Source organism: Paraburkholderia sp. GAS38 (assembly GCF_050434965.1).
GTDB classification, from domain to species: Bacteria; Pseudomonadota; Gammaproteobacteria; order Burkholderiales; family Burkholderiaceae; genus Paraburkholderia; species Paraburkholderia phenazinium_A.
In genome coordinates this window covers 586,750-606,400 of the sequence record NZ_JBNDJO010000001.1, presented here as the reverse complement: position 1 = coordinate 606,400, position 19,651 = coordinate 586,750, and the positions used below count along the sequence as shown (strand labels likewise).

General features: G+C 65.3%; 14 protein-coding genes. 4 read left to right on the top strand and 10 right to left on the bottom strand.

Translation table 11 applies throughout. The features are described from left to right. Nucleotides 1-127 precede the first annotated feature (127 nt). Together P3T42_RS02570 and P3T42_RS02565 are read right to left on the bottom strand one after the other, a co-directional pair. Entirely contained in the window at nucleotides 128-469 is a 342-nt protein-coding gene (locus tag P3T42_RS02570) for a hypothetical protein (RefSeq protein WP_429305098.1), read from the bottom strand. Between the two features lie 116 nt (nucleotides 470-585). Further along, nucleotides 586-1,281: an arylesterase gene (locus P3T42_RS02565; RefSeq protein ID WP_074298732.1), complete on the bottom strand. Its 696-nt coding sequence runs from the start codon at nucleotides 1,279-1,281 to the stop codon at nucleotides 586-588. Between P3T42_RS02565 and P3T42_RS02560 the strand changes: the two genes are divergently transcribed. Then, on the top strand, nucleotides 1,280-1,966 hold the full coding sequence (locus P3T42_RS02560) for an ABC transporter ATP-binding protein (RefSeq protein WP_429305097.1): 687 nt from the start codon (nucleotides 1,280-1,282) through the stop codon (nucleotides 1,964-1,966). The two genes, P3T42_RS02565 and P3T42_RS02560, sit on opposite strands and share 2 nt — an antisense overlap. A gap of 110 nt (nucleotides 1,967-2,076) precedes the next feature. Here the strand turns inward: P3T42_RS02560 and pgi are convergent, their stop codons facing one another. The 3 genes from pgi to P3T42_RS02545 form a co-directional block, all read right to left on the bottom strand. After that, on the bottom strand, nucleotides 2,077-3,699 hold the full coding sequence (pgi, locus tag P3T42_RS02555; protein ID WP_074298735.1) for a glucose-6-phosphate isomerase: 1,623 nt from the start codon (nucleotides 3,697-3,699) through the stop codon (nucleotides 2,077-2,079). Between the two features lie 242 nt (nucleotides 3,700-3,941). Further along, nucleotides 3,942-5,561 carry an NAD(P)H-hydrate dehydratase gene (locus tag P3T42_RS02550; RefSeq protein ID WP_429305096.1) on the bottom strand — a complete coding sequence of 540 codons (1,620 nt, stop codon included), beginning with the start codon at nucleotides 5,559-5,561 and terminating at the stop codon, nucleotides 3,942-3,944. A gap of 272 nt (nucleotides 5,562-5,833) precedes the next feature. Then, on the bottom strand, nucleotides 5,834-7,135 hold the full coding sequence (locus P3T42_RS02545) for an FAD-dependent oxidoreductase (RefSeq protein ID WP_429305095.1): 1,302 nt from the start codon (nucleotides 7,133-7,135) through the stop codon (nucleotides 5,834-5,836). 312 nt (nucleotides 7,136-7,447) lie between these two features. On the opposite strand from P3T42_RS02545, the gene purL reads away from it, so the two are divergent. Then, nucleotides 7,448-11,530 carry a phosphoribosylformylglycinamidine synthase gene (purL, locus tag P3T42_RS02540; RefSeq protein WP_429305094.1) on the top strand — a complete coding sequence of 1,361 codons (4,083 nt, stop codon included), beginning with the start codon at nucleotides 7,448-7,450 and terminating at the stop codon, nucleotides 11,528-11,530. Nucleotides 11,531-11,678: 148 nt separating this feature from the next. Here purL and P3T42_RS02535 read toward each other — a convergent pair whose 3' ends face one another. From P3T42_RS02535 to P3T42_RS02515, 5 genes are all read right to left on the bottom strand, one after another. Then, a complete protein-coding gene (locus P3T42_RS02535) occupies nucleotides 11,679-12,458 on the bottom strand; it encodes a peptidylprolyl isomerase (protein WP_074298742.1) in 780 nt (259 codons plus the stop codon). Nucleotides 12,459-12,468: 10 nt separating this feature from the next. Further along, on the bottom strand, nucleotides 12,469-12,783 hold the full coding sequence (locus P3T42_RS02530) for a BolA family protein (RefSeq protein ID WP_429305093.1): 315 nt from the start codon (nucleotides 12,781-12,783) through the stop codon (nucleotides 12,469-12,471). Nucleotide 12,784: 1 nt separating this feature from the next. Then, nucleotides 12,785-13,318 (bottom strand): septation protein A, encoded by a 534-nt coding sequence (locus P3T42_RS02525; RefSeq protein ID WP_074298746.1) that lies wholly within the window; start codon nucleotides 13,316-13,318, stop codon nucleotides 12,785-12,787. A gap of 225 nt (nucleotides 13,319-13,543) precedes the next feature. Further along, nucleotides 13,544-13,963: a peptide-methionine (R)-S-oxide reductase MsrB gene (gene msrB / locus P3T42_RS02520; RefSeq protein WP_074298747.1), complete on the bottom strand. Its 420-nt coding sequence runs from the start codon at nucleotides 13,961-13,963 to the stop codon at nucleotides 13,544-13,546. A gap of 62 nt (nucleotides 13,964-14,025) precedes the next feature. After that, the gene (locus P3T42_RS02515) at nucleotides 14,026-15,582 is read right to left on the bottom strand and encodes a protein adenylyltransferase SelO (protein WP_074298749.1); all 1,557 of its coding nucleotides are present in this window, start codon (nucleotides 15,580-15,582) and stop codon (nucleotides 14,026-14,028) included. Nucleotides 15,583-15,725: 143 nt separating this feature from the next. Here P3T42_RS02515 and P3T42_RS02510 point away from each other — a divergent pair, with 143 nt between their 5' ends. Next, the gene (locus tag P3T42_RS02510) at nucleotides 15,726-17,372 is read left to right on the top strand and encodes a 3-(methylthio)propionyl-CoA ligase (protein WP_429305092.1); all 1,647 of its coding nucleotides are present in this window, start codon (nucleotides 15,726-15,728) and stop codon (nucleotides 17,370-17,372) included. A gap of 194 nt (nucleotides 17,373-17,566) precedes the next feature. Continuing rightward, nucleotides 17,567-19,651, top strand: coding sequence for a 3-hydroxyacyl-CoA dehydrogenase NAD-binding domain-containing protein (locus P3T42_RS02505; protein ID WP_429305091.1), 2,085 nt, complete (start codon nucleotides 17,567-17,569; stop codon nucleotides 19,649-19,651).

The following is a 19,651-nucleotide window of genomic DNA, read 5'->3' as shown; positions in this document are numbered from 1 at the left end:
GAAGCTGCGCCGTCGCATGAGCGGCGTGCGCCGCCAGCGAGTACAAAAAACCCCGCAAATTTGCGGGGTTTTTTCTTATCCGGCGCACGCAGCGCCAGAGGGATTGAAGGGGGGCGTTAAGGCAGCCTTATAGGCAGCCGGTGATCGCGCCGGTTGCGTCGCTTCCGGCAGCGCCGCCGGAACGGAAACCGACCCATGAGCCCGTGCCGGTGTAGGCCGGGCGTACGATAGCCGCTGCGCCGTTAGGTGGTTGCTGGCCCGGCACATAAACGTCGAGTGCCTGATCGTTTGCCAGGGTGTCCTGCGAGACGACCTGTTGTTGCGAGCCGTCAGCCCACTTCTGGGCAATACATTGCGCGACGACTTTAGGCGGTTGCTGGCTTTGTCCAACGGATTGCACGCCAGCCGGCGGTTGGGCGGCGCAGGCAGAAATGGCCACGGTCAAAGCGATAAGCGGTAGGTATTTCACGTTATCTCCTCACAAAAGCGCTCGAGACGAGCCGGATTTCGCGGTTAGCGAAAGTGTCTGATCGACCTTCCCCGGCCACGTTCCTCGTTCGTTCGCAACAAGATGTAAGAGCCTTGTCAGTGTGAGGAGCTGCTGTGCAGCAGGGGTTTGAGTGTCGTCCACACGTTATCGAGTAGCACGGGCTGTGCCTGCTGGGTGGGATGCATCTGATCGGACTGGAACATTTCCGGTTTGTCCGCGATGCCTGCGAGGAGGAACGGCACGAGCGACGTGTGGAGTTCCTTCGACAACTGTTCATACAGACCGTGGAACTTTTGGGTGTAGTCCGGGCCGTAATTGGGTGGCACGTACATGCCGACCAGCACGACCTTCGCATGACCTTGTTGTGCTTCTTCGACGATCGTGCGCAAGTTGTCTTCGGTGGTCGAAAGCGGGACGCCGCGCAGCGCGTCGTTGGCGCCCAGCTCGACAATCACGATGCTGGGCTTGAGCCGCAGCATCAGCTCGGGCATGCGGGCGCGTCCTCCGCTGGTGGTGTCGCCGCTGATGCTTGCGTTCGCAACGCTATAATCGATGCGCTCACTCGCCAGACGCTCGCGCATGAGCGCTACCCAACCCGTGTCGTGCGGCAGGCCGTACTCGGCGGAGATGCTGTCGCCGAGCACCATGATGACGGGTTTTGCCGTCTCCGGTGGCGTGGCGGCATGAGCCGCGAGCGGCAGCGTCGCGGCCAGCATGACCATGCCGAAGGCTGTGTTCAACGCGGCGGCGCGCGGCGCCGTCAGGCGCACTTTCAACCTACGCCTCACCATGCAAAAGAAAACTGATCCAGTCATCGAAGTGCGGGGGTTGTGCAAGAGGGTTAAGGATGCAACGGGCGAGCTAACGATTCTTGATCATATCGATCTTTCAATCGAAGGCGGCAGCAGCGTGGCCATTGTCGGCGCATCCGGGTCCGGCAAGTCTACGCTGCTAGGTTTGCTCGCAGGATTGGACAGCGCGACCTCAGGGTCGGTTCGGCTGCTGGGCCAGGAACTCACCGAGTTGAGCGAGGACGAGCGCGCGGCGTTGCGCAACGGCTCGGTCGGCTTCGTGTTCCAGTCGTTTCAGTTGATGCCGCATTTGACGGCGCTCGAGAACGTGACCTTGCCGCTGGAGTTGCAAGGCGGCATCACGACGCGCGATGCCGCCGCGCGTGCGCGTGGCCTGCTCGAACAGGTGGGACTGGGACAGCGCACCCGTCACTATCCCAAGCTGTTGTCGGGGGGCGAGCAGCAACGTGTCGCACTTGCACGCGCCTTTGTCACCCATCCGGCTATTCTGTTTGCCGATGAACCCACCGGCAGTCTCGACGCCGCAACCGGACACGCGGTCATCGATCTGATGTTCGAGATGAACCGGGCCAACAGCGCAACCTTGATTCTGGTCACGCACGACATCGAACTCGCGCGTCGTTGCGATACCACGGTGACGATCGAGGCGGGGCGGCTCGCCTGAGAGCTGAATGAAGCCGCGCAAAAGAAAAGCGGGCCGTCGACGGCCCGCTTTGCAATGGCAAAAAATCAGCGGGCGACGCTCAGGAAGCCATCGCCGCGCATCTCACAGACTCAACGCTTCAAAGCCGCACGCGCCCGGGCGATCAGCGCCGAGGTCGACGAGTCGTGCTTGCCGCCGTCGACGCTCGCCGAGGTCAGATCGGCCTCGACTACCTTGCCGAGGATCTTGCCCAACTCGACGCCCCATTGGTCGAACGAGTTGATGTTCCACACCGTTCCCTGCACCAGCACCTTGTGTTCGTAGAGCGCGATCAGCGCGCCGAGCGAACGCGCCGTGAGCGCCTCGAGGATCAGCGTGCTGGTGGGACGATTGCCCGGGAACACCAGGTGCGGTGCGAGTTCCGGCTTGTCCGGACCCGCCACCTTCTTCGCTTCTTCCAGCGTGCGGCCCAGCATCAGCGCTTCGCTTTGCGCGAAGCAGTTAGCCAGCAGCTTCGGATGATGGCTGACCAGCGGATGCTCGGGCGTGAGCACGGCGACGAAGTCGATCGGCACGATCGTCGGACCTTGGTGCAGCATCTGGAAGAAGGCGTGCTGGCCGTTCGTGCCCGGTTCGCCCCACGTCACGGCTGAAGTGGGGTAGTCGACCATTGCGCCGTCGAGCCGCGCGGACTTGCCGTTGCTCTCCATCTCCAGTTGCTGCAGATACGACGGCAGATAGTGCATTGCCTCGGAATACGGCGCCACCAGATAGCTTTGCGAGCCGAAGAAGTTGCGATACCAGATGCCGATCATGCCCATCAGCACCGGCAGGTTGCGTTCGAGCGGCGTGTCGCGGAAGTGCTGGTCCATGTCGTTCGCGCCGGCGAGCAGTTCGTCGAACTGCTTCGGGCCGATTGCGATCATGATCGACAGGCCGACCGCCGACCACAGCGAATAGCGCCCGCCTACCCAGTCCCACATCTCGAAGACGTTCTCTTTCGCGATGCCGAACTTGACGACCTCGGCCGGATTCGCCGACACGCCGACGAAGTGTTTCGCCAGCGCGCTTTCCGGGCAACCTTTCTCGATGAACCAGTCGCGCAGCGAGCGCGCGTTCGTCATGGTTTCGAGTGTGGTGAAGGTCTTCGAAACGATGATGGCGAGCGTCTCTTCCGGATCGATCTCCTGAAGGACGCGGTACAGATCGGCGCCGTCGACGTTCGACACGAAGTAGCTCTTGATCTCTGGCGTGGCCAGGTGGTGCAGCGCGTGCACGACCATCTTCGGACCGAGATCCGAGCCGCCGATGCCGATGTTCACCACATAGCGGATCCGCTTGCCGGTATAGCCGGTCCAGGCGCCGCTGCGCACCTGGTCGGAAAACGCAGCCATCTTGGCGCGCTCCGCCATGACCTCGGCGTGAAACGGCGCCTTCGGATCGCTCGCGCGCAGCGCGGTGTGCAGGACGGCGCGGCCTTCCGTCGGATTGACGATTTCGCCGGCGAACATCGCGTCGCGGCGTTTTTCGACACCGGCTTCACGCGCCACCTGCACGAGCAGCTTGAGGGTTGCGTCGGTGATGCGATGCTTCGAGAAATCGGCCGTAAGACCTGCGCCGGAAAACGCGAAGCGTTCGGCACGGGTCGGAGCGGGATCGTTCGCCGGGGCGAACCAGTCGCGCATATGCGCATCGCGAATCTGTTCGTAATGGGCTTGCAGCGAGGACCAGGCGGGGAGCGAGTTCAACGTCATGGGATCGTCCGTCTAACGAAGGGGCACGAATGAAAGGCAGTGCGCAAAGCGCGGCCGCGGGGATGCTCTGGCGCGCTGTCGGGCTTCGGGTTCGCAACGGTTCCCGGCCGGTCAGCGCAGTCATTCAGTATAGCGGCCTTGGCGCGAAGCGGGCAGGGAGTTGGGCGGCGCGTCCAGATAGCGGGATGGCGGCGGGGTTTAAGGTGGCGGAGGCATTCCCGGGAGGCGCCACCGCACGCGGCTCAACCCGAATAGAACATCCGGTTGAGCAACTTGCGCACCATCGGCGCCAGTTCGCCCGCTGTCAGGCCGGCCGGACCGTCGCCCTGCGCCGTCAGCGTGTCGGCGGCGAGGCCGTGCAGATAGACGCCCGCCAACGCCGCCTCGTATGGCGGCAAGCGCTGCGCCAGCAAGGCGCCAATGATGCCGCCAAGCACGTCACCCGTGCCGCCTGTCGCGAGCGCGGCGTTGCCGGTCGGATTGACGGCAAACCGGCCATCCGGCGCGGCGATGACCGTGCCGGTTCCCTTCAGCACGATCACGCTGGCAAAGCGCGCCGTCAGGGCGCGCGCCGCGGCCAGCCGGTCGCGCTGCACGGCGGGCGCGTCGCAGCCGAGCAGGCGTGCCGCTTCGAGCGGATGCGGCGTAAGCACGCACGGGTCGCCCTGCGCGCCGCGCGCCGCGACCCGGGCCGCCAGTGAGGCATCCACGGCCAGCAGGTTCAAGGCGTCGGCATCGAGCAGTTTGGGGACATCGAGCGCCAGCACGTCGTTGAGCACCTGGCTGGCGCGCTCGCGGTTGCCCATGCCGCAGCCGATCGCCAGCGCGTCCATCTTGTCGAGCGGCAGATCGTCGACGGGATGCAGCATCAGTTCCGGATGCGGCGGATCGTAGGGCGGGGCGCCCGCGCCGAGCAGCGCGACGTGGATTTTTCCCGCGCCGGTGTGCAGCGCGGCGCGCGCCGCAAGGATCGGCGCGCCGCACATGCCGGTGTCGCCGCCGACCACCGCGAGGCTGCCGAAGGAACCCTTGTTGGTCGAGAAATCGCGCGCCGGCAGGAAGCGGGCGAAGAGCGCCGGGGCATTCAGTTGCACCGCCGTGCGGGCGGCGCTGGTCACGCGTTCCACGCCGATCGGCGCGAGCGTCACGATGCCCGCCAGGTCGCGTCCCGAGGCCATGAAGAGACCCGGCTTCGCGCCGATGAAGGTGACGGTATGCGTGGCGCGCACTGCGGCGCCTGCGCCGACCACGTTGCCGGTGTCGCTGTCGAGCCCGCTCGGGACGTCGAGCGCCAGCACCCGGCCTTGCCTCGCGCGTTGCGACAGACTGTGCGCGAGGCTCGCGAAGATGCCTTCGAGCGGCCGCGCGAGGCCGATGCCGAACATGCCGTCGACCAGCCAGCCGTAGCGTTCGAACGATGCGGGCGGGGCAGCCGTGATCGCTACGCCGGCGGCGCGCGCCTCGGCGAGTGCCCAGCGGGCGTCGTCCGGTTTGACCTCGACCGGCATGCAGACTTCTACCGCGATGCCCGCGCGCTGCAATTCGGCGGCAAGCACCAGCGCGTCGCCGCCGTTATTGCCGAGGCCCGCTGCGATCCAGACCGTGGCCGTGGCAGACGCTGCGGCTGCGGCTGCGTTGTCGTGCGCGATCTGCTCGCGCAGAAAGCGGGCGGCGGCGTGGCCGGCACGCGCCATCAGTGTATGCGGCGGCAAGCCGGCCATGGCATCGGCCTCGATCGCGCGCAACTCGGCGACGCTATAAAGCGCGAGCGGGAGATCGTGCGGGTTCAGCAGTTCGGAGGCAAGGGAGCGTGCAGCGGGCGCGGCGGGTGCGGCATGCGCGGCAGGGGTGGCTTCAGTCATGGCAGTCTCGAGCGTTGCCCGGGGCGTCGACTCCGAGCGTGGAGCCCGGGCGTTGCCGCGAGGCATTGACCCAGGCCTTCACCCAGGGCATGTCCCCGGACGGTATGGAACTGCCATGGTAGATGAATGCGTGCGCAGTGGTGGGGCGGTTCGGCAAGCGTTCAACTCAGTCGGAGTCTCCACGAGCCTCGGTGAGTCCAGGCGGGCCGGCCCAAACCCGCCTCAGCCCGAGCTTCCTTCAGCCAGGCCACCCTGAACCCGCCAGCCTCGCCTCAGCGCCCGAAGCGCTCCGGCCGCAACGCGGCGAGCGTGTCCGCCGGCAGTTCCGGCGTGACGCCGCCGATCAGATCCGCCACCAGCCTGGCGGCCCCGCAAGCGAGTCCCCAGCCGGCCGGTCCATGCCCGGCGTTGACGAACAGGCGCGGATGCAACGCATTGCCGACCAGCGGCAAGCCATCCGGCGACAGCAGCTTGAGTCCATCCCACGACAGCGCCGCCGAAATTTTGGCCGCGCCTGGAATCCAGTCGTGCGTGGCCTGGCCGAGCAGCGCCAGAGCATCCTTGGTGACCGCTTCGGAGAGCGGCTTGTCGGCCTGGCCGGCGCCTTGCAGCACCGCGCCGCCGGCGATGCGCAGCCGGTGGTTCATGCGGGTGATGGTGATGCGCTTCACGGCATCGACGATCGCCACATGCGGCGCGCATTCCTCATGGGCAATCGGCGCGGACAGCGTATGCAGGCGCAACGGATGCAACGGCACGCGCAAGCCGAGCCGCTCAAGCAGCGGCAGCGTGCCGGTACCGGCCGCGACCACGATGGCATCGGCGTTGATCACGTCGACTTCGCGGCTCGAGGTGAGTTCGCCCAGCCGCGGCGCCAGTTCGACGGCGGCGCGTTGCCCGTCGAGCCGGATGGCCTCGACTTCGCGGTTCAGCATGAACTGGACGCCGCCCTGGGTGTCGAGCGTCTGCTTGATGAGCTTGGTGAAGAGCGGGCAGTTCGCGGTGCGTTCCTGATCGAACAGGACGCCGCCGGCGAACTCCGGGTCGGTCGGCACCGAATGTTCGAACGCGGCGCACTCGGCGGGCGTCAGCACGTGGTGCGGGACTTCGTATTGGCGCAGCGACTCGAGCGCCGGCTGGGTCTGCTGCCATTCCTGCGCCGAGCGCGTGAGGTACAGCACGCCGTTCGACTGTTCGAATTCGAGTCCGAACCGGGCTTCCACGTCAGCCATCGCGTCGCGCGAGGCCTCGATCAGCGGCCGCAGCAGCCCATATTGCCGGCTGAAGGCCTGCGGTTCCTGCCAGCTGGACAACTGCTTTTCGAACAGGCGCGCGGCGCCGTTAAACCCCGTCTTGCGGATCACGCCGCTTTTGGCGCCCTGGCGGCTGTGCATGAAGGTCGGGCCAAACCAGACGTCGAGCGGCGTGGGCAGCACGGTGCCGCCGTGGCCGTAGGTCGCGCCTTGCGCGACCGTCGCAAAGCGTTCGACTACGCATACGCGGTGGCCGGCAGCACGCAACTGATAAGCGGTGGCGACGCCCGCAATTCCGCCGCCAATGACGATGACATCCATGTTTGATTCGATTTGCCGGCGGAACACGAGTGGCAGGCGTTCCCCGTAGGCGTGGCATGCGGCGCAGACGAAGGCTTCTGCGCCGATCTGATGAAAGGCCGAATGATATCAGTCAAACAGGTCAGGCGCGCAGGCGCGGGAGTATCCCGAAAACGGCCGGCCGTGCGTCCCGACGCTCGCCAAAACGCCACGGACACGCCACCCGGACGCTTCTGGCAGGGGCGCTGGAGGGTCTTCCCGGGGTATAATCTCGGACTTCCCTTTCGCCTCACGTCGCCTGCACGCGCGACTCATAGACGCAACGTCAAGTCCATGGCCCACTTCTCGTGTTTCCCCGGCGCTTCGGCCCTCTCCGATTTCCGTCAAACCCGCCTGCTCGAGACGCTTACGCGCATCGATCCCAACATCACCGGTGTGCGCGGACAGTATCTGCACTTCGTCAATTCGCAAACGCCGCTTGCGGCTGAAGACAGCGCGAAGATCGAGGCGCTGATGCACTACGGCGATCCGTTCGCCGACGCGAAGGAGCGCGGCGCCGCCGAGACGTTCCTCGTGGTGCCCCGGTTCGGCACGGTGTCGCCGTGGGCCAGCAAGGCGACGGATATCGCGCACCACTGCGGTCTCACGCAGGTGCGGCGCATCGAGCGCGGCGTCGAATATACGGTCACGCTCAAGAGCGGCCTGCTGGGCGGCAAGAAAACCCTTTCCGACGAAGCACGCGAGGCCGTGGTGGCCGCGCTGCACGACCGCATGACCGAGAGCGTGGCGCCGTCGCGCGAGCACGCCATGCATCTGTTCGACGAACTGCCGGCCAAGCCGCTGCAAACCGTCGACGTGCTGGGCCACGGGCGCGGCGCGCTGGAAACGGCCAACGCGGAACTGGGCCTCGCGCTCGCGGACGACGAGATCGACTATCTGGTCGACGCCTTCACGAAGCTCGGCCGCAATCCGACCGACGTCGAACTGATGATGTTCGCGCAGGCCAACAGCGAGCACTGCCGCCACAAGATTTTCAACGCGGATTGGACCATCGACGGCGAGAAGCAGGACATCTCCCTGTTCAACATGATCCGCAACACCGAGAAGCTCAATCCGCAAGGCACGATCGTCGCGTATTCGGATAACTCGGCGATCATGGCGGGCGGCGTGGCCGAACGCTGGTTCCCGCGCAAGCCGGGGCAGACTGATAGCGCAGGCGAGCTGGCCGAGCACTACGGCCGCCACACCGAGCTGACGCACACGCTCATGAAGGTGGAGACGCACAATCACCCGACCGCGATCTCGCCGTTCCCGGGGGCGGCGACCGGCGCGGGCGGCGAAATCCGCGACGAAGGCGCGACCGGCCGCGGCGCGCGTCCGAAGGCCGGTCTGGCGGGTTTCACCGTGTCGAACCTCGACTTGCCGGATGCGCGCGAAGCATGGGAAAACGCTCGTGACGCCGTGCAGCCGGTCGGCCACCGCAACCCGGCCGACGCCCAGGGCGTGTATGGCCGCCCGGATCGCATCGCCTCGCCGCTGCAGATCATGATCGACGGGCCGCTCGGCGGCGCGGCGTTCAACAACGAATTTGGCCGGCCGAACCTGGGCGGGTACTTCCGGGCCTACGAGCAGAACGTGGCGGGCGTCGTGCGCGGCTACCACAAGCCGATCATGATCGCCGGTGGTATCGGCAACATCTCGGATCAGCACACCCACAAGCACGATCTGCCGGAAGGCTCGCTGCTGATCCAGATCGGCGGCCCGGGCATGCGCATCGGCATGGGCGGCGGCGCGGCCAGTTCGATGGCGACCGGCACGAACACCGCCGAGCTCGACTTCGACTCGGTGCAGCGTGGCAACCCGGAAATCGAACGGCGCGCGCAGGAAGTCATCAACGCCTGCTGGCAGTTGGGCGAGAAAAACCCGATCCTCAGCATTCACGACGTGGGCGCGGGCGGTCTGTCGAACGCGTTCCCGGAAGTGGTGGACGGCGCAAGCAAGGGCGCGATTTTCGAACTGCGCAAGATCCAGCTCGAAGAAAGCGGTCTGTCGCCGCGCGAGATCTGGTCGAACGAAGCACAAGAGCGCTATGTGCTGGCGATTGCGCCGGCCGATCTGGCCGAATTCCAGGCCATCTGCGAACGCGAGCGCTGCCCGTTCGCGGTGATCGGCACGGCGACCAACGAACGTCAGTTGAAGCTGATCGACACCGAACAGAAAGACGACAACGCGCACCAACCGGTCGACATGCCGATGGAAGTGCTGCTCGGCAAAGCGCCGCGCATGCATCGCGATGTGAAGCACGTCGAGAAGACGCTGCTGCCGGTCGACGTCACGGGCGTCACGTTGTCGGAAGTCGCGGTGAGCGTGCTGCGCCATCCCACGGTGGCCAGCAAGTCGTTCCTGATTACCATTGGCGACCGCTCGGTGGGCGGCACGACCGCGCGCGACCAGATGGTCGGCCCGTGGCAGGTGCCCGTTGCCGACGTGGCGATCACCACGATGGACTACGCCGGTTTCCGCGGCGAAGCCATGACCATGGCCGAGCGCACGCCGCTCGCCGTGATCGACGCGCCGGCCTCGGGCCGGATGGCGGTCGGCGAGGCGGTCACGAACATCGCCGCGGCGCCGATCGCGTCGCTCGACAAGCTGAAGCTGTCGGCGAACTGGATGGCTGCTTGCGGCGCACCGGGCGAAGACGCGGCGCTGTACGACACCGTCAAGGCAATCGGCATGGAACTGTGCCCCGCGCTCGGCATTAGCATTCCGGTGGGCAAAGATTCGCTGTCGATGCGCACCAAGTGGCAAGACCAGGGCGTGGCGAAGGAAGTGGTCGCGCCGGTCTCGCTGATCATCTCGGCGTTCGCACCGGTCGAAGACGTGCGTCGCCATCTGACGCCGCAACTGCGCCGTGCCGACGAAGCGGGCGACAGCGTGCTGATCGCCATCGACCTGGGCCGCGGCAAGCATCGCCTCGGCGGCAGTATCCTCGCGCAGGTCACGCAGCAGGTGGGCGATACCACGCCGGACGTCGACGATCCGGAAGATCTGAAGCGCTTCTTCGCCGCCATCCAGGCGCTGAACGGCGACGGCAAGCTGCTTGCTTACCACGACCGCTCGGACGGCGGCCTGTGGGCGGCGGTGTGCGAAATGGCGTTTGCGGGTCACGTGGGCGTGTCGCTGAACGTCGACATGCTGACGCTCGATCCGAACCACGAATTCGACTATGGCGACGCCAAAGATTGGGCCAAGCAGACCAGCGGCCGCCGCGAAGACCGCACGATCCGCGCGCTCTTCAACGAGGAACTGGGTGCGGTGATCCAGGTGCGGGCGCAGGATCGCGATGCCGTGCTGGCGGCGCTGCGTGAACATGGCCTGTCGGCGTGCTCGCACGTGGTCGGCAAGATCAACGAGCGCGATACGATCGAAATCTACCGCGACGCCAAGAAGATCTACGAAGCGCCGCGTACCGAACTGCATCGTGCGTGGAGCGAAGTGAGCTGGCGCATCTCGCGTCTGCGCGACAACCCGGCTTGTGCGGATGCCGAATACGACACGCTGCTCGACGCCGCCGATCCGGGCATCACGCCGCAACTGAGCTTCAATCCGGCTGAAGACGTGGCTGCGCCGTTCATCGGCAAGGGCGCGCGTCCGCGTGTGGCGATCCTGCGTGAGCAGGGCGTCAACTCGCACCTCGAAACCGCGTACGCGTTCGATCGCGCCGGTTTCGACGCGTACGACGTGCATATGAGCGACCTGCTGGCCGGTCGCGCCACGCTCGCGGACTTCGCCGGTGCGGTGGCGTGCGGCGGCTTCTCGTACGGCGACGTGCTGGGGGCAGGCGAGGGCTGGGCGAAAACGATCCGCTTCAACGCACAACTGGCGGATATGTTCGCTGCGTTCTTCGGTCGTAGCGATACGTTCGCGCTGGGCATCTGCAACGGCTGCCAGATGATGAGCAGCCTCGCGTCGATGATCCCGGGCGCAGAGGCCTGGCCGAAGTTCACGCGCAACAAGTCGGAGAAATTCGAAGCGCGCTTCTCGCTGGTCGAAGTGCAGCAGTCGCCGTCGCTGTTCTTTACGGGTATGGAAGGCTCGCGGATTCCGGTGGCCGTTGCTCACGGCGAAGGTTTCGCCGACTTTTCGCAGCAAGGCGACGCCTCGAAGGTGGCGGTCGCGATGCGCTTCGTCGATCACCGCGGTCAGGCCACCGAGCACTATCCGTTCAATCCGAACGGCTCGCCGGACGGCATTACCTCGGTGACGACGCCCGATGGCCGCTTCACCGTTCTGATGCCGCACACGGAGCGCGTCCATCGCACAGTGCAGATGAGCTGGCATCCGGAAGGCTGGAGCGCCAACGACGGCAGCCCGTGGCTGCGCGTGTTCCAGAACGCGCGACGCTGGTTGGGTTGATGCGTTAAGCCAAGCCGTTAGAAACGACAAAGCCGCCCGAGGGCGGCTTTGTCGTTTGCGGGCGAGGCGAAGGTGAAGTCACCCGGCCCGTCAGTCAACAGCAACGCCAGAGCGAACCCCAGCGTCTAACTGTCCTTACTGAAGGTGCTTACTGAACCTTCGCGTTCTTCCGCAGGTTTTCTTCAAACGCCTGCAGCTTTTCCTGCTGGATCTGCTGGACGATCTGCGCACGCACCTGCTCGAGCGGCGGCGGCGTGATGTCGCGCGTGTCGTCGAGACGGATGATGTGCCAGCCGAATTGCGTATGCACCGGCGTGTCGGTCATCTGGCCTTTCTGCAGCTTCTCGGCCGCAGCGGCAAACTCAGGCACATACGCCTTCGGATCCGACCAGTCCAGGTCGCCACCGTTCTTGCCCGATCCCGGGTCCTTCGAGTATTGCTTGGCGAGGTCTTCGAACGAGGCGCCGGCCTTGATCTTGGCGATCAGGTCCTGGGCCTGCTGCTCGTTGTCGACGAGGATGTGGTGCAGGTGATATTCCTTGCCGCCCGCGTCCTTCACAAGCGTGTCATAGCGTGCTTTGACTTCCGCGTCGGTCGGCTGGTTGTTCTTTACGAAGTCTTCGATCAGCGCGCGCAGCACGACGGTCTGCTGAGCCACGGCGACTTGCGCCTTGACGTCCGGACGGTTCGGGATGCCGCGGCGAGCCGCTTCCTGCATCAGGATTTCGCGGTTGATCAGCTCTTCGCGCACGGCCGCCTGCAACTGCGGCGAGTCCTGCTGGCCCTGATGGACGAGTTGCTCGACGAGCGCGTCGACGCGTGCCTTCGGGATCGGCGTGCCGTTCACGACGGCGATGTTCTGTGCAAACGCAGGCGCAGCCGCAAAAGCGGCCAGCAATACCCAGAGGCGGGTTTTCTTCAAGGTCATCGGAAGTTTCCTAACGGGACAGCAAATCGAATTCTTCGGGCGTGTACGCCGTGATGGCAAGGGCGTGAATGCCGCGCTGCATGGCATCGGCCAGCGCATCATACACCAAGCGGTGCCTTGCTACGCGTGCCTTTCCGGCGAATGCAACCGCAACAATCGTGACGCTGAAATGACCGCCTGCGGAGGCGCCCGCGTGCCCCGCATGTTGCGCGCTGTCATCGCGCACGCTGATCGACGCAATCGGCGCGAGCGCCGCGGCGAGACGCGCTTCGATCAGCGCGAGGCGCTCGGCGGGGTTGGCGTGCAGGAAGGTGTCGTCGCTCATGTCACTCTTCTTCCTTCATGTACTTCGACAGCCACAGGCTCTGGCCGACAATGAACACCACGAGGCAGCCGGTCGCGCCGAACAGCTTGAAGTTCACCCAGGCGTCGGTCGAGAAGTGGTAGGCCACGAACAGGTTGAGAATGCCCAGCAGCACGAAGAACACCGCCCAGATGATGCTGAGCTGGCTCCAGATGCGATGCGGCAGCGTGATCTGCTTGCCCATCATCGCCTCGATCAGGTTCTTGTTGAACGCCAGTTGCGAAACGATCAGCGCGACCGAAAACGCCCAGTACAGCACGGTCGGCTTCCATTTGATGAAGGTGTCGTTGTGCAGCACCAGCGTGGCGCCGCCGAACACCGTGACGACCCCGAGGCTCACCCACAGCATCGGGTCCACTTTGCGGTGCCGGAACGCCACCCAGGCGATCTGCACCAGCGTGGCGACGATCGCCACCGCCGTGGCCGTGAAAATGCCCCACAGCTTGAACGCGACGAAAAACAGGATGATCGGGAACAGATCGAACAGGAATTTCATTATCTGGGCGGGGATCTGGAGAAATGAGCGAAAGTTGAGCGCAAAGTGAAGGGCGCTTCGCGCCCATGCTACGCGTGCTGTGTGTAACCGTCGCGGCGGCCGGCTGGCGGCCGGCGCCGGGTGGCCGGTTCGCAGGCGGGCTGAAGGGTTCGGATTGGCGTGTGCATCGCCGGACGGCCACGCGCCGCCCAGCCACGCCGCCGGACCCGCGCTGCCCGCGTTGCGTTACTTGGGCTCGAATTGTAGCGCAGCCGAATTGATGCAGTAGCGCAGTCCGGTCGGCGCCGGACCGTCTTCGAAGACGTGGCCGAGATGCGCGCCGCAATGCTTGCATTGCACCTCGATGCGCAGCATGCCGTGCGAGCGGTCGGTTTTCTCGGCGATCACTTCGCCGTTGATCGGCTTGAAGTAGCTCGGCCAGCCGCAGCCCGCGTCGAACTTGGTGTCCGATTCGAACAGCGGCGTGCCGCAGCAGACGCAGTCATAGATGCCGCGGTCCCAGTGGTCGTGATAACGGCCGGTGAACGGGCGCTCGGTGGCGGCGTGGCGGGTCACCTGGTACTCGACATCGGACAACTGCTGGCGCCATTCGGCATCGTCTTTCTGCACGGCGGGCGCGGGGGTTTGGGTGTCGTCTGGGTTCATGGTCGGTTCCTGTCTCGGGGTTCTGTCTTTATCCAGCTTTGTTAGAGGCGCGGCCGCATGCCTTATGACGAACAACTGACTTCCAGCGAACTCGCCCAGTCGGGCGGCAGCGCGGCATACGCCTCGTGTTCCGGTTGTTCGTCGAAGGGACGGCGCAGCACCGCCGCCAGCCGCTCGACTTCCGAAAAGTCCTTCTCCCTGGCGCGGCGAATCGCCGTTTCGGCCAGGTGATTGCGAAGAATGAATTTGGGGTTCACGCGGTTCATTGCAATGGCGCGTTCGGCATCGTCGAGTGTTTCTTCGGACAGCCGCGCGCGGTAGTCGTTCACCCAGACATCGAACGCGGCACGGTCCAGAAACAGGTCGCGGACCGGTGCGTCGCCGCTCGCATCGTGCTTCGATACACGCGCCAGGTTGCGGAAGGTCAGCGTGAAATCCGCGCGGTTTGCCTGCATCACTTCGAACAGGCGGTTGGCCAGGACGTCGTCGCCCGGGCGTTCGGTTTGCAGGCCGAGCTTGGCGCGCATGCGCTGTTCGAGCGCCGGCGCAAAGCGGTCCTTGAAGCCTTCGAGCACACCCTGCGCGTCCTTCACCGCTGCCTCGCCGCGCACGCTTTCGTCGTGCTGCTGGCCGAGCAGCGGCAACAGCCCCTGGGCGAGGCAGAAGAGGTTCCAGTAGGCAATCTGCGGCTGCATCCGGTAGGCGTAGCGGCCCTGCGAATCGGAGTGATTGCAGATGTAGCCCGCATCGAAGCCGTCGAGGAAGCCGAACGGGCCGTAGTCGATCGTGAGGCCGAGGATCGACATGTTGTCCGTGTTCATCACGCCGTGGCAGAAGCCGACCGCCTGCCATTGCGCGAGCAGATCCGCCGTGGACAAAACCGCTTCGTTCAGCAGCGCGAGATACGGATCGTCCGCTTCCTTGCAGTGCGGGTAGAAGCGCTCGATCACGTGATCGGCGAGCGCTTGCAGCGCATCGACGCGGTCGTTGGAATAGAAATGCTCGAAGTGGCCGAAGCGGATGAAGCTGGGCGCGACGCGCGTGACGACCGCCGCGGTTTCGATTTCCTCGCGCCGCACCGGCTGGTCGGAGCCGATCACGCACAGCGCGCGGGTCGTCGGAATGCCGAGGTGATGCATGGCTTCCGAACACAGATACTCGCGGATCGACGAGCGCAGCACCGCGCGGCCGTCGCCCATGCGGGAATAGGGCGTGCGTCCCGCGCCCTTGAGCTGCAGCTCGTAACGGGCGCCGTCGTGCGCGACTTCGCCCAGGCCCAGCGCACGGCCGTCGCCGAGCTGGCCGGCCCATACGCCGAACTGATGGCCCGAATACACCGAGGCATACGGCATCGCCTCGGCGGGCCAGTCACGTGTGGTATTGCCGGAGAAGAACTCGGCGAAGGCGGGATCGTGCGCCAGACTGGCGTCGAAACCGAGCAGCGCGGCGGTCCCGGCAGAAAAGCCGACCACATAGGGCGCGCTGAGCGGCTGCGCCGGCAGACGGGTCATAAACACGTTGCCGAGCTGGGCGAAGGTGCCTTCGCGCGGGGTGCCGAGGGCCTCGGCGAGCGCCGCCATCGACCCGGACAGGCCGGAAATGCTTGGGGAAAACGACATGTTGAGCGCCTCTGGATTAACCGATATTGTAAGTCGGCGCCCGCGGCGCTGCTGGCTGGCCGGTTGCTTGCGCCGCCGGCCCGGCGCCGCGCGGCATCGAACCTGAGAGAGATGGCGGAAATACCGCCAGGAGACTGCTGCTTATGACGACGCCGTTGCTGGGCCAGATGATGGACATGCCGCTCACCGTGTCTTCGCTGCTCGCGCATGCCGCGCGGCATTTCGGCGACACGGAAATCGTCTCGCGGCGCATCGAAGGCGACGTGCATCGCTATACCTACCGCGACTGCGAAAAACGCGCGAAGCAACTGGCGCAGGCCCTGATTGCGCTCGGCGTGCAGCCGGGCGAGCGGGTCGCGACGCTCGCGTGGTGCGGCTACCGCCATCTGGAGGCGTACTACGGCACGACCGGCTTCGGTTCCGTGTGCCATACGATCAATCCGCGGCTCTTTCCCGAGCAGATCGCTTACATCGTCAATCACGCCGACGACAGCTACGTGCTGTTCGACATCACGTTCGCCGCGCTGGTCGATACGCTCGCGCCGCAGTGTCCGAAGGTACGCGGCTGGATCGCGCTGACCGACGACGCCCACCTGCCGCCGATGCAGACGCCGGTGCTCAGCTACGAGACGCTGCTGGCGGCGCAGAACGGCGCGTACGAATGGCCGCCGGTCGACGAACGCGCGGCCTCTTACCTTTGCTATACGTCCGGAACCACGGGCAATCCGAAGGGCGCGCTGTACTCGCATCGCTCGACGGTGTTGCATGCCTACGGCGCGTCGTTGCCGGACGCGATGAGCCTGTCGGCGCGCGACTCCGTGCTGCCGGTGGTGCCGATGTTCCATGTGAACGCCTGGGGCATTCCGCACGCGGCGCCGTTGACGGGCGCCAAGCTGGTCTTCCCCGGCAAGGACCTCGACGGCAAGTCGCTCTACGAATTGATGGAGGCCGAACGCGTCACCTATTCGGCCGGCGTGCCGACCGTCTGGCTCGGCCTGCTCACCTACATGAAGCAGGCCGGCGTGCGCTTTTCTTCGCTCAATCGCACGGTGATCGGCGGCTCGGCGTGCCCGCCGGCCATGCTGCGCGCTTTCCAGGACGACTACGGCGTCGAGGTGATCCATGCATGGGGGATGACGGAGATGTCGCCGCTCGGCACGCTGTCGAAACTCACATGGGAGCAGTCGCAGCGCTCGCCTGACGAGCAGCGCAAGCTGCGCGAGAAGCAGGGCCACGTGATCTACGGTGTCGATATGAAGATCGTCGGTCCGGACGGCGGCGAACTGCCGTGGGACGGCGTCGCGTTCGGCGATCTGCATGTACGCGGCCCGTGGGTGATCGACCGGTATTTCCGCAAGGACGCCTCGCCGCTCGTCGACGGCTGGTTTCCGACCGGCGACGTCGCGACCATCGACCCGGACAGCTTCCTGCACATCACCGACCGCAGCAAGGACGTGATCAAGTCCGGCGGCGAATGGATCAGCTCGATCGACATCGAGAACGTCGCGATCGCGCATCCGGCGGTGGCCGAGGCGGCATGCATTGCGTGTTCGCATCCCAAGTGGACCGAGCGGCCCTTGCTGGTGGTGGTCAAGCGCAAGGGCGCCGAGGTGACGCGCGACGAGCTGATTGCCTTCTACGACGGCAAGGTGGCGAAATGGTGGATACCCGACGACGTGGTGTTCGTCGACGAGTTGCCGCACACGGCCACCGGCAAGCTGCAGAAACTCAGGCTGCGTGAGATCTATCGCGATCACGTGTTGCCCTCGGCGCTGCAGGGCGCGGTCTGAGTCAAGCATCCGACCCAAAGGTCGGACCCGGAGATCGAACCGGGGCCCGTCATCACACCAGGGCAAACCCGCTCCCCCAATAAATTGAACGAGCGTGCTTTTTTTGTGTATTCTGCTTGCTGACCCGGAATGTCGGACAATGAACCGGCACAGGCAGCGCGCGATGCGCTGCCTTACCGCATGGAGGCAGGCAGATGGCAGTGGACTACACGACTCATGACGGCGTCGCCGTCATTACGCTAAACAATCCCCCGGTCAATGGGCTCGGTCTGTCGACGCGAGCCGGCATCGTCGAAGGGCTCGAGCGCGCGCAGAACGATCCGGCCATCAAGGCCATCGTGCTGACGGGCGCCGGCAAGGCCTTCTCGGGCGGCGCGGACATCACCGAATTCAATACTCCCAAAGCGACGCAGGAACCGACACTGCATACGGTCATCAAGGCCGTAGAAGGCAGCGCGAAGCCGGTCGTCGCGGCGATCCATAGCGTCGCCATGGGCGGTGGCCTGGAACTCGCGCTCGGCGCGCATTACCGGATCGCCTCGCCCGGTGCGCAGATCGCGCTGCCGGAAGTGAAGCTCGGCATCCTGCCGGGCGCGGGCGGCACGCAGCGTCTGCCGCGCGCCATTGGCCTCGAAGCGTCGCTCAATATGATCGTGTCCGGTGCGCCGGTGATGTCGGAGAAACTGGCCGGCTCGGGCCTGTTCGACGAAGTGGTGGACGGCAGTCTGGCGGAAGCCGCGCTCGCCTTTGCACGCAAGGTCGGTGCGCAGGCCGGTCCGCATCCGAAGGTGCGCGATCGCAAGATCGAGCATGCGAATGCCGAAGGCTTCATCCAGTTCGCGCGCAATAGCGTCGCGGGCATTGCGAAGAATTTCCCGGCGCCGCACAAGTGCATCGACGCGGTCGAAGCGGGTGTCAAGAACGGTTTCGACAAGGGCCTCGCGTTCGAACGCGAATGCTTTATGGCACTGGTGCAGACGCCGGAGAGCCGCGCGCTGCGTCATGCGTTCTTCGGCGAGCGTGCAGCCAGCAAGATTCCCGATGTGCCCTCGGACACCGCTACACGCGAGATCAGACAGGTTGCCGTGATCGGCGCCGGCACGATGGGCGGCGGCATCGCGATGAACTTCATCAACGCGGGCCTGCCGGTCACGCTGCTCGAAACGAAGCAGGAAGCGCTCGACCGCGGCATCGCGACGATTCGCAAGAACTACGAAGCCACCGTCAAGAAGGGCAAGCTGAAGCCCGAGGCGCTCGAACAGCGCATGGCGCTGATCACCCCCACGTTGTCCTACGACGACCTGAAAAACGCCGACCTGATCGTCGAAGCCGTGTTCGAAGAACTCGGTGTGAAGGAGCAGGTGTTCAAGCGTCTGGATGAAGTCGCGAAGGCCGGCGCGATCCTCGCATCGAACACCTCCACGCTCGACGTGGACAAGATCGCCGCCTTCACGAAGCGTCCGCAGGACGTGGTCGGCATGCACTTCTTCAGCCCGGCCAACGTGATGAAGCTGCTCGAAGTGGTGCGCGGCAAGGAAACGGCGAAGGACGTGCTCGCCACCGTCATGCAACTGGCGAAGAAGATCAAGAAGACCGCGGTGGTGTCGGGCGTGTGCGACGGCTTCATCGGCAACCGGATGATCGAGCAATACATCCGCCAGGCGCTCTTCATGCTCGAAGAAGGCGCGTTGCCGGCGCAGGTCGACAAGGCCATCGAGAAATTCGGCTTCGCCATGGGCCCGTTCCGCATGAGCGATCTCGCGGGCAACGATATTGGCTGGGCCATCCGCAAGCGCCGCTATCTGGAACATCCGGACATGCACTACTCGAAGATCGCCGACCGTCTGTGCGAGACGGGGCGCTTCGGGCAGAAGACCGGCGGCGGCTGGTACGACTACAAGGCAGGCGACCGCACGGCCTATCCGTCGAAGCTGGTCGACGAGATGATCGTTTCCTTCTCGAAGGAGACGGGTGCCGAGCGCCGCAAGATTAGCGACGCGGAAATCGTCGAACGCCTGGTGTTCGCGCTCGCCAACGAAGGCGCGAAGATTCTCGAAGAGGGGATCGCGTCGAAGGCGTCGGACATCGACATGGTCTATCTCACCGGCTACGGCTTCCCGTTGTGGCGCGGTGGCCCGATGCTGTACGCGGACACGGTGGGCCTCTACAACGTCGAACGGGCGATTCGCGGTTATGCCGCGCGTCCGAACGGCGATGCGTGGCAACTCGCGCCGAGTATTGCCGAGCTTGCCGGCAAAGGCCGCGGGTTCAACGGCTGA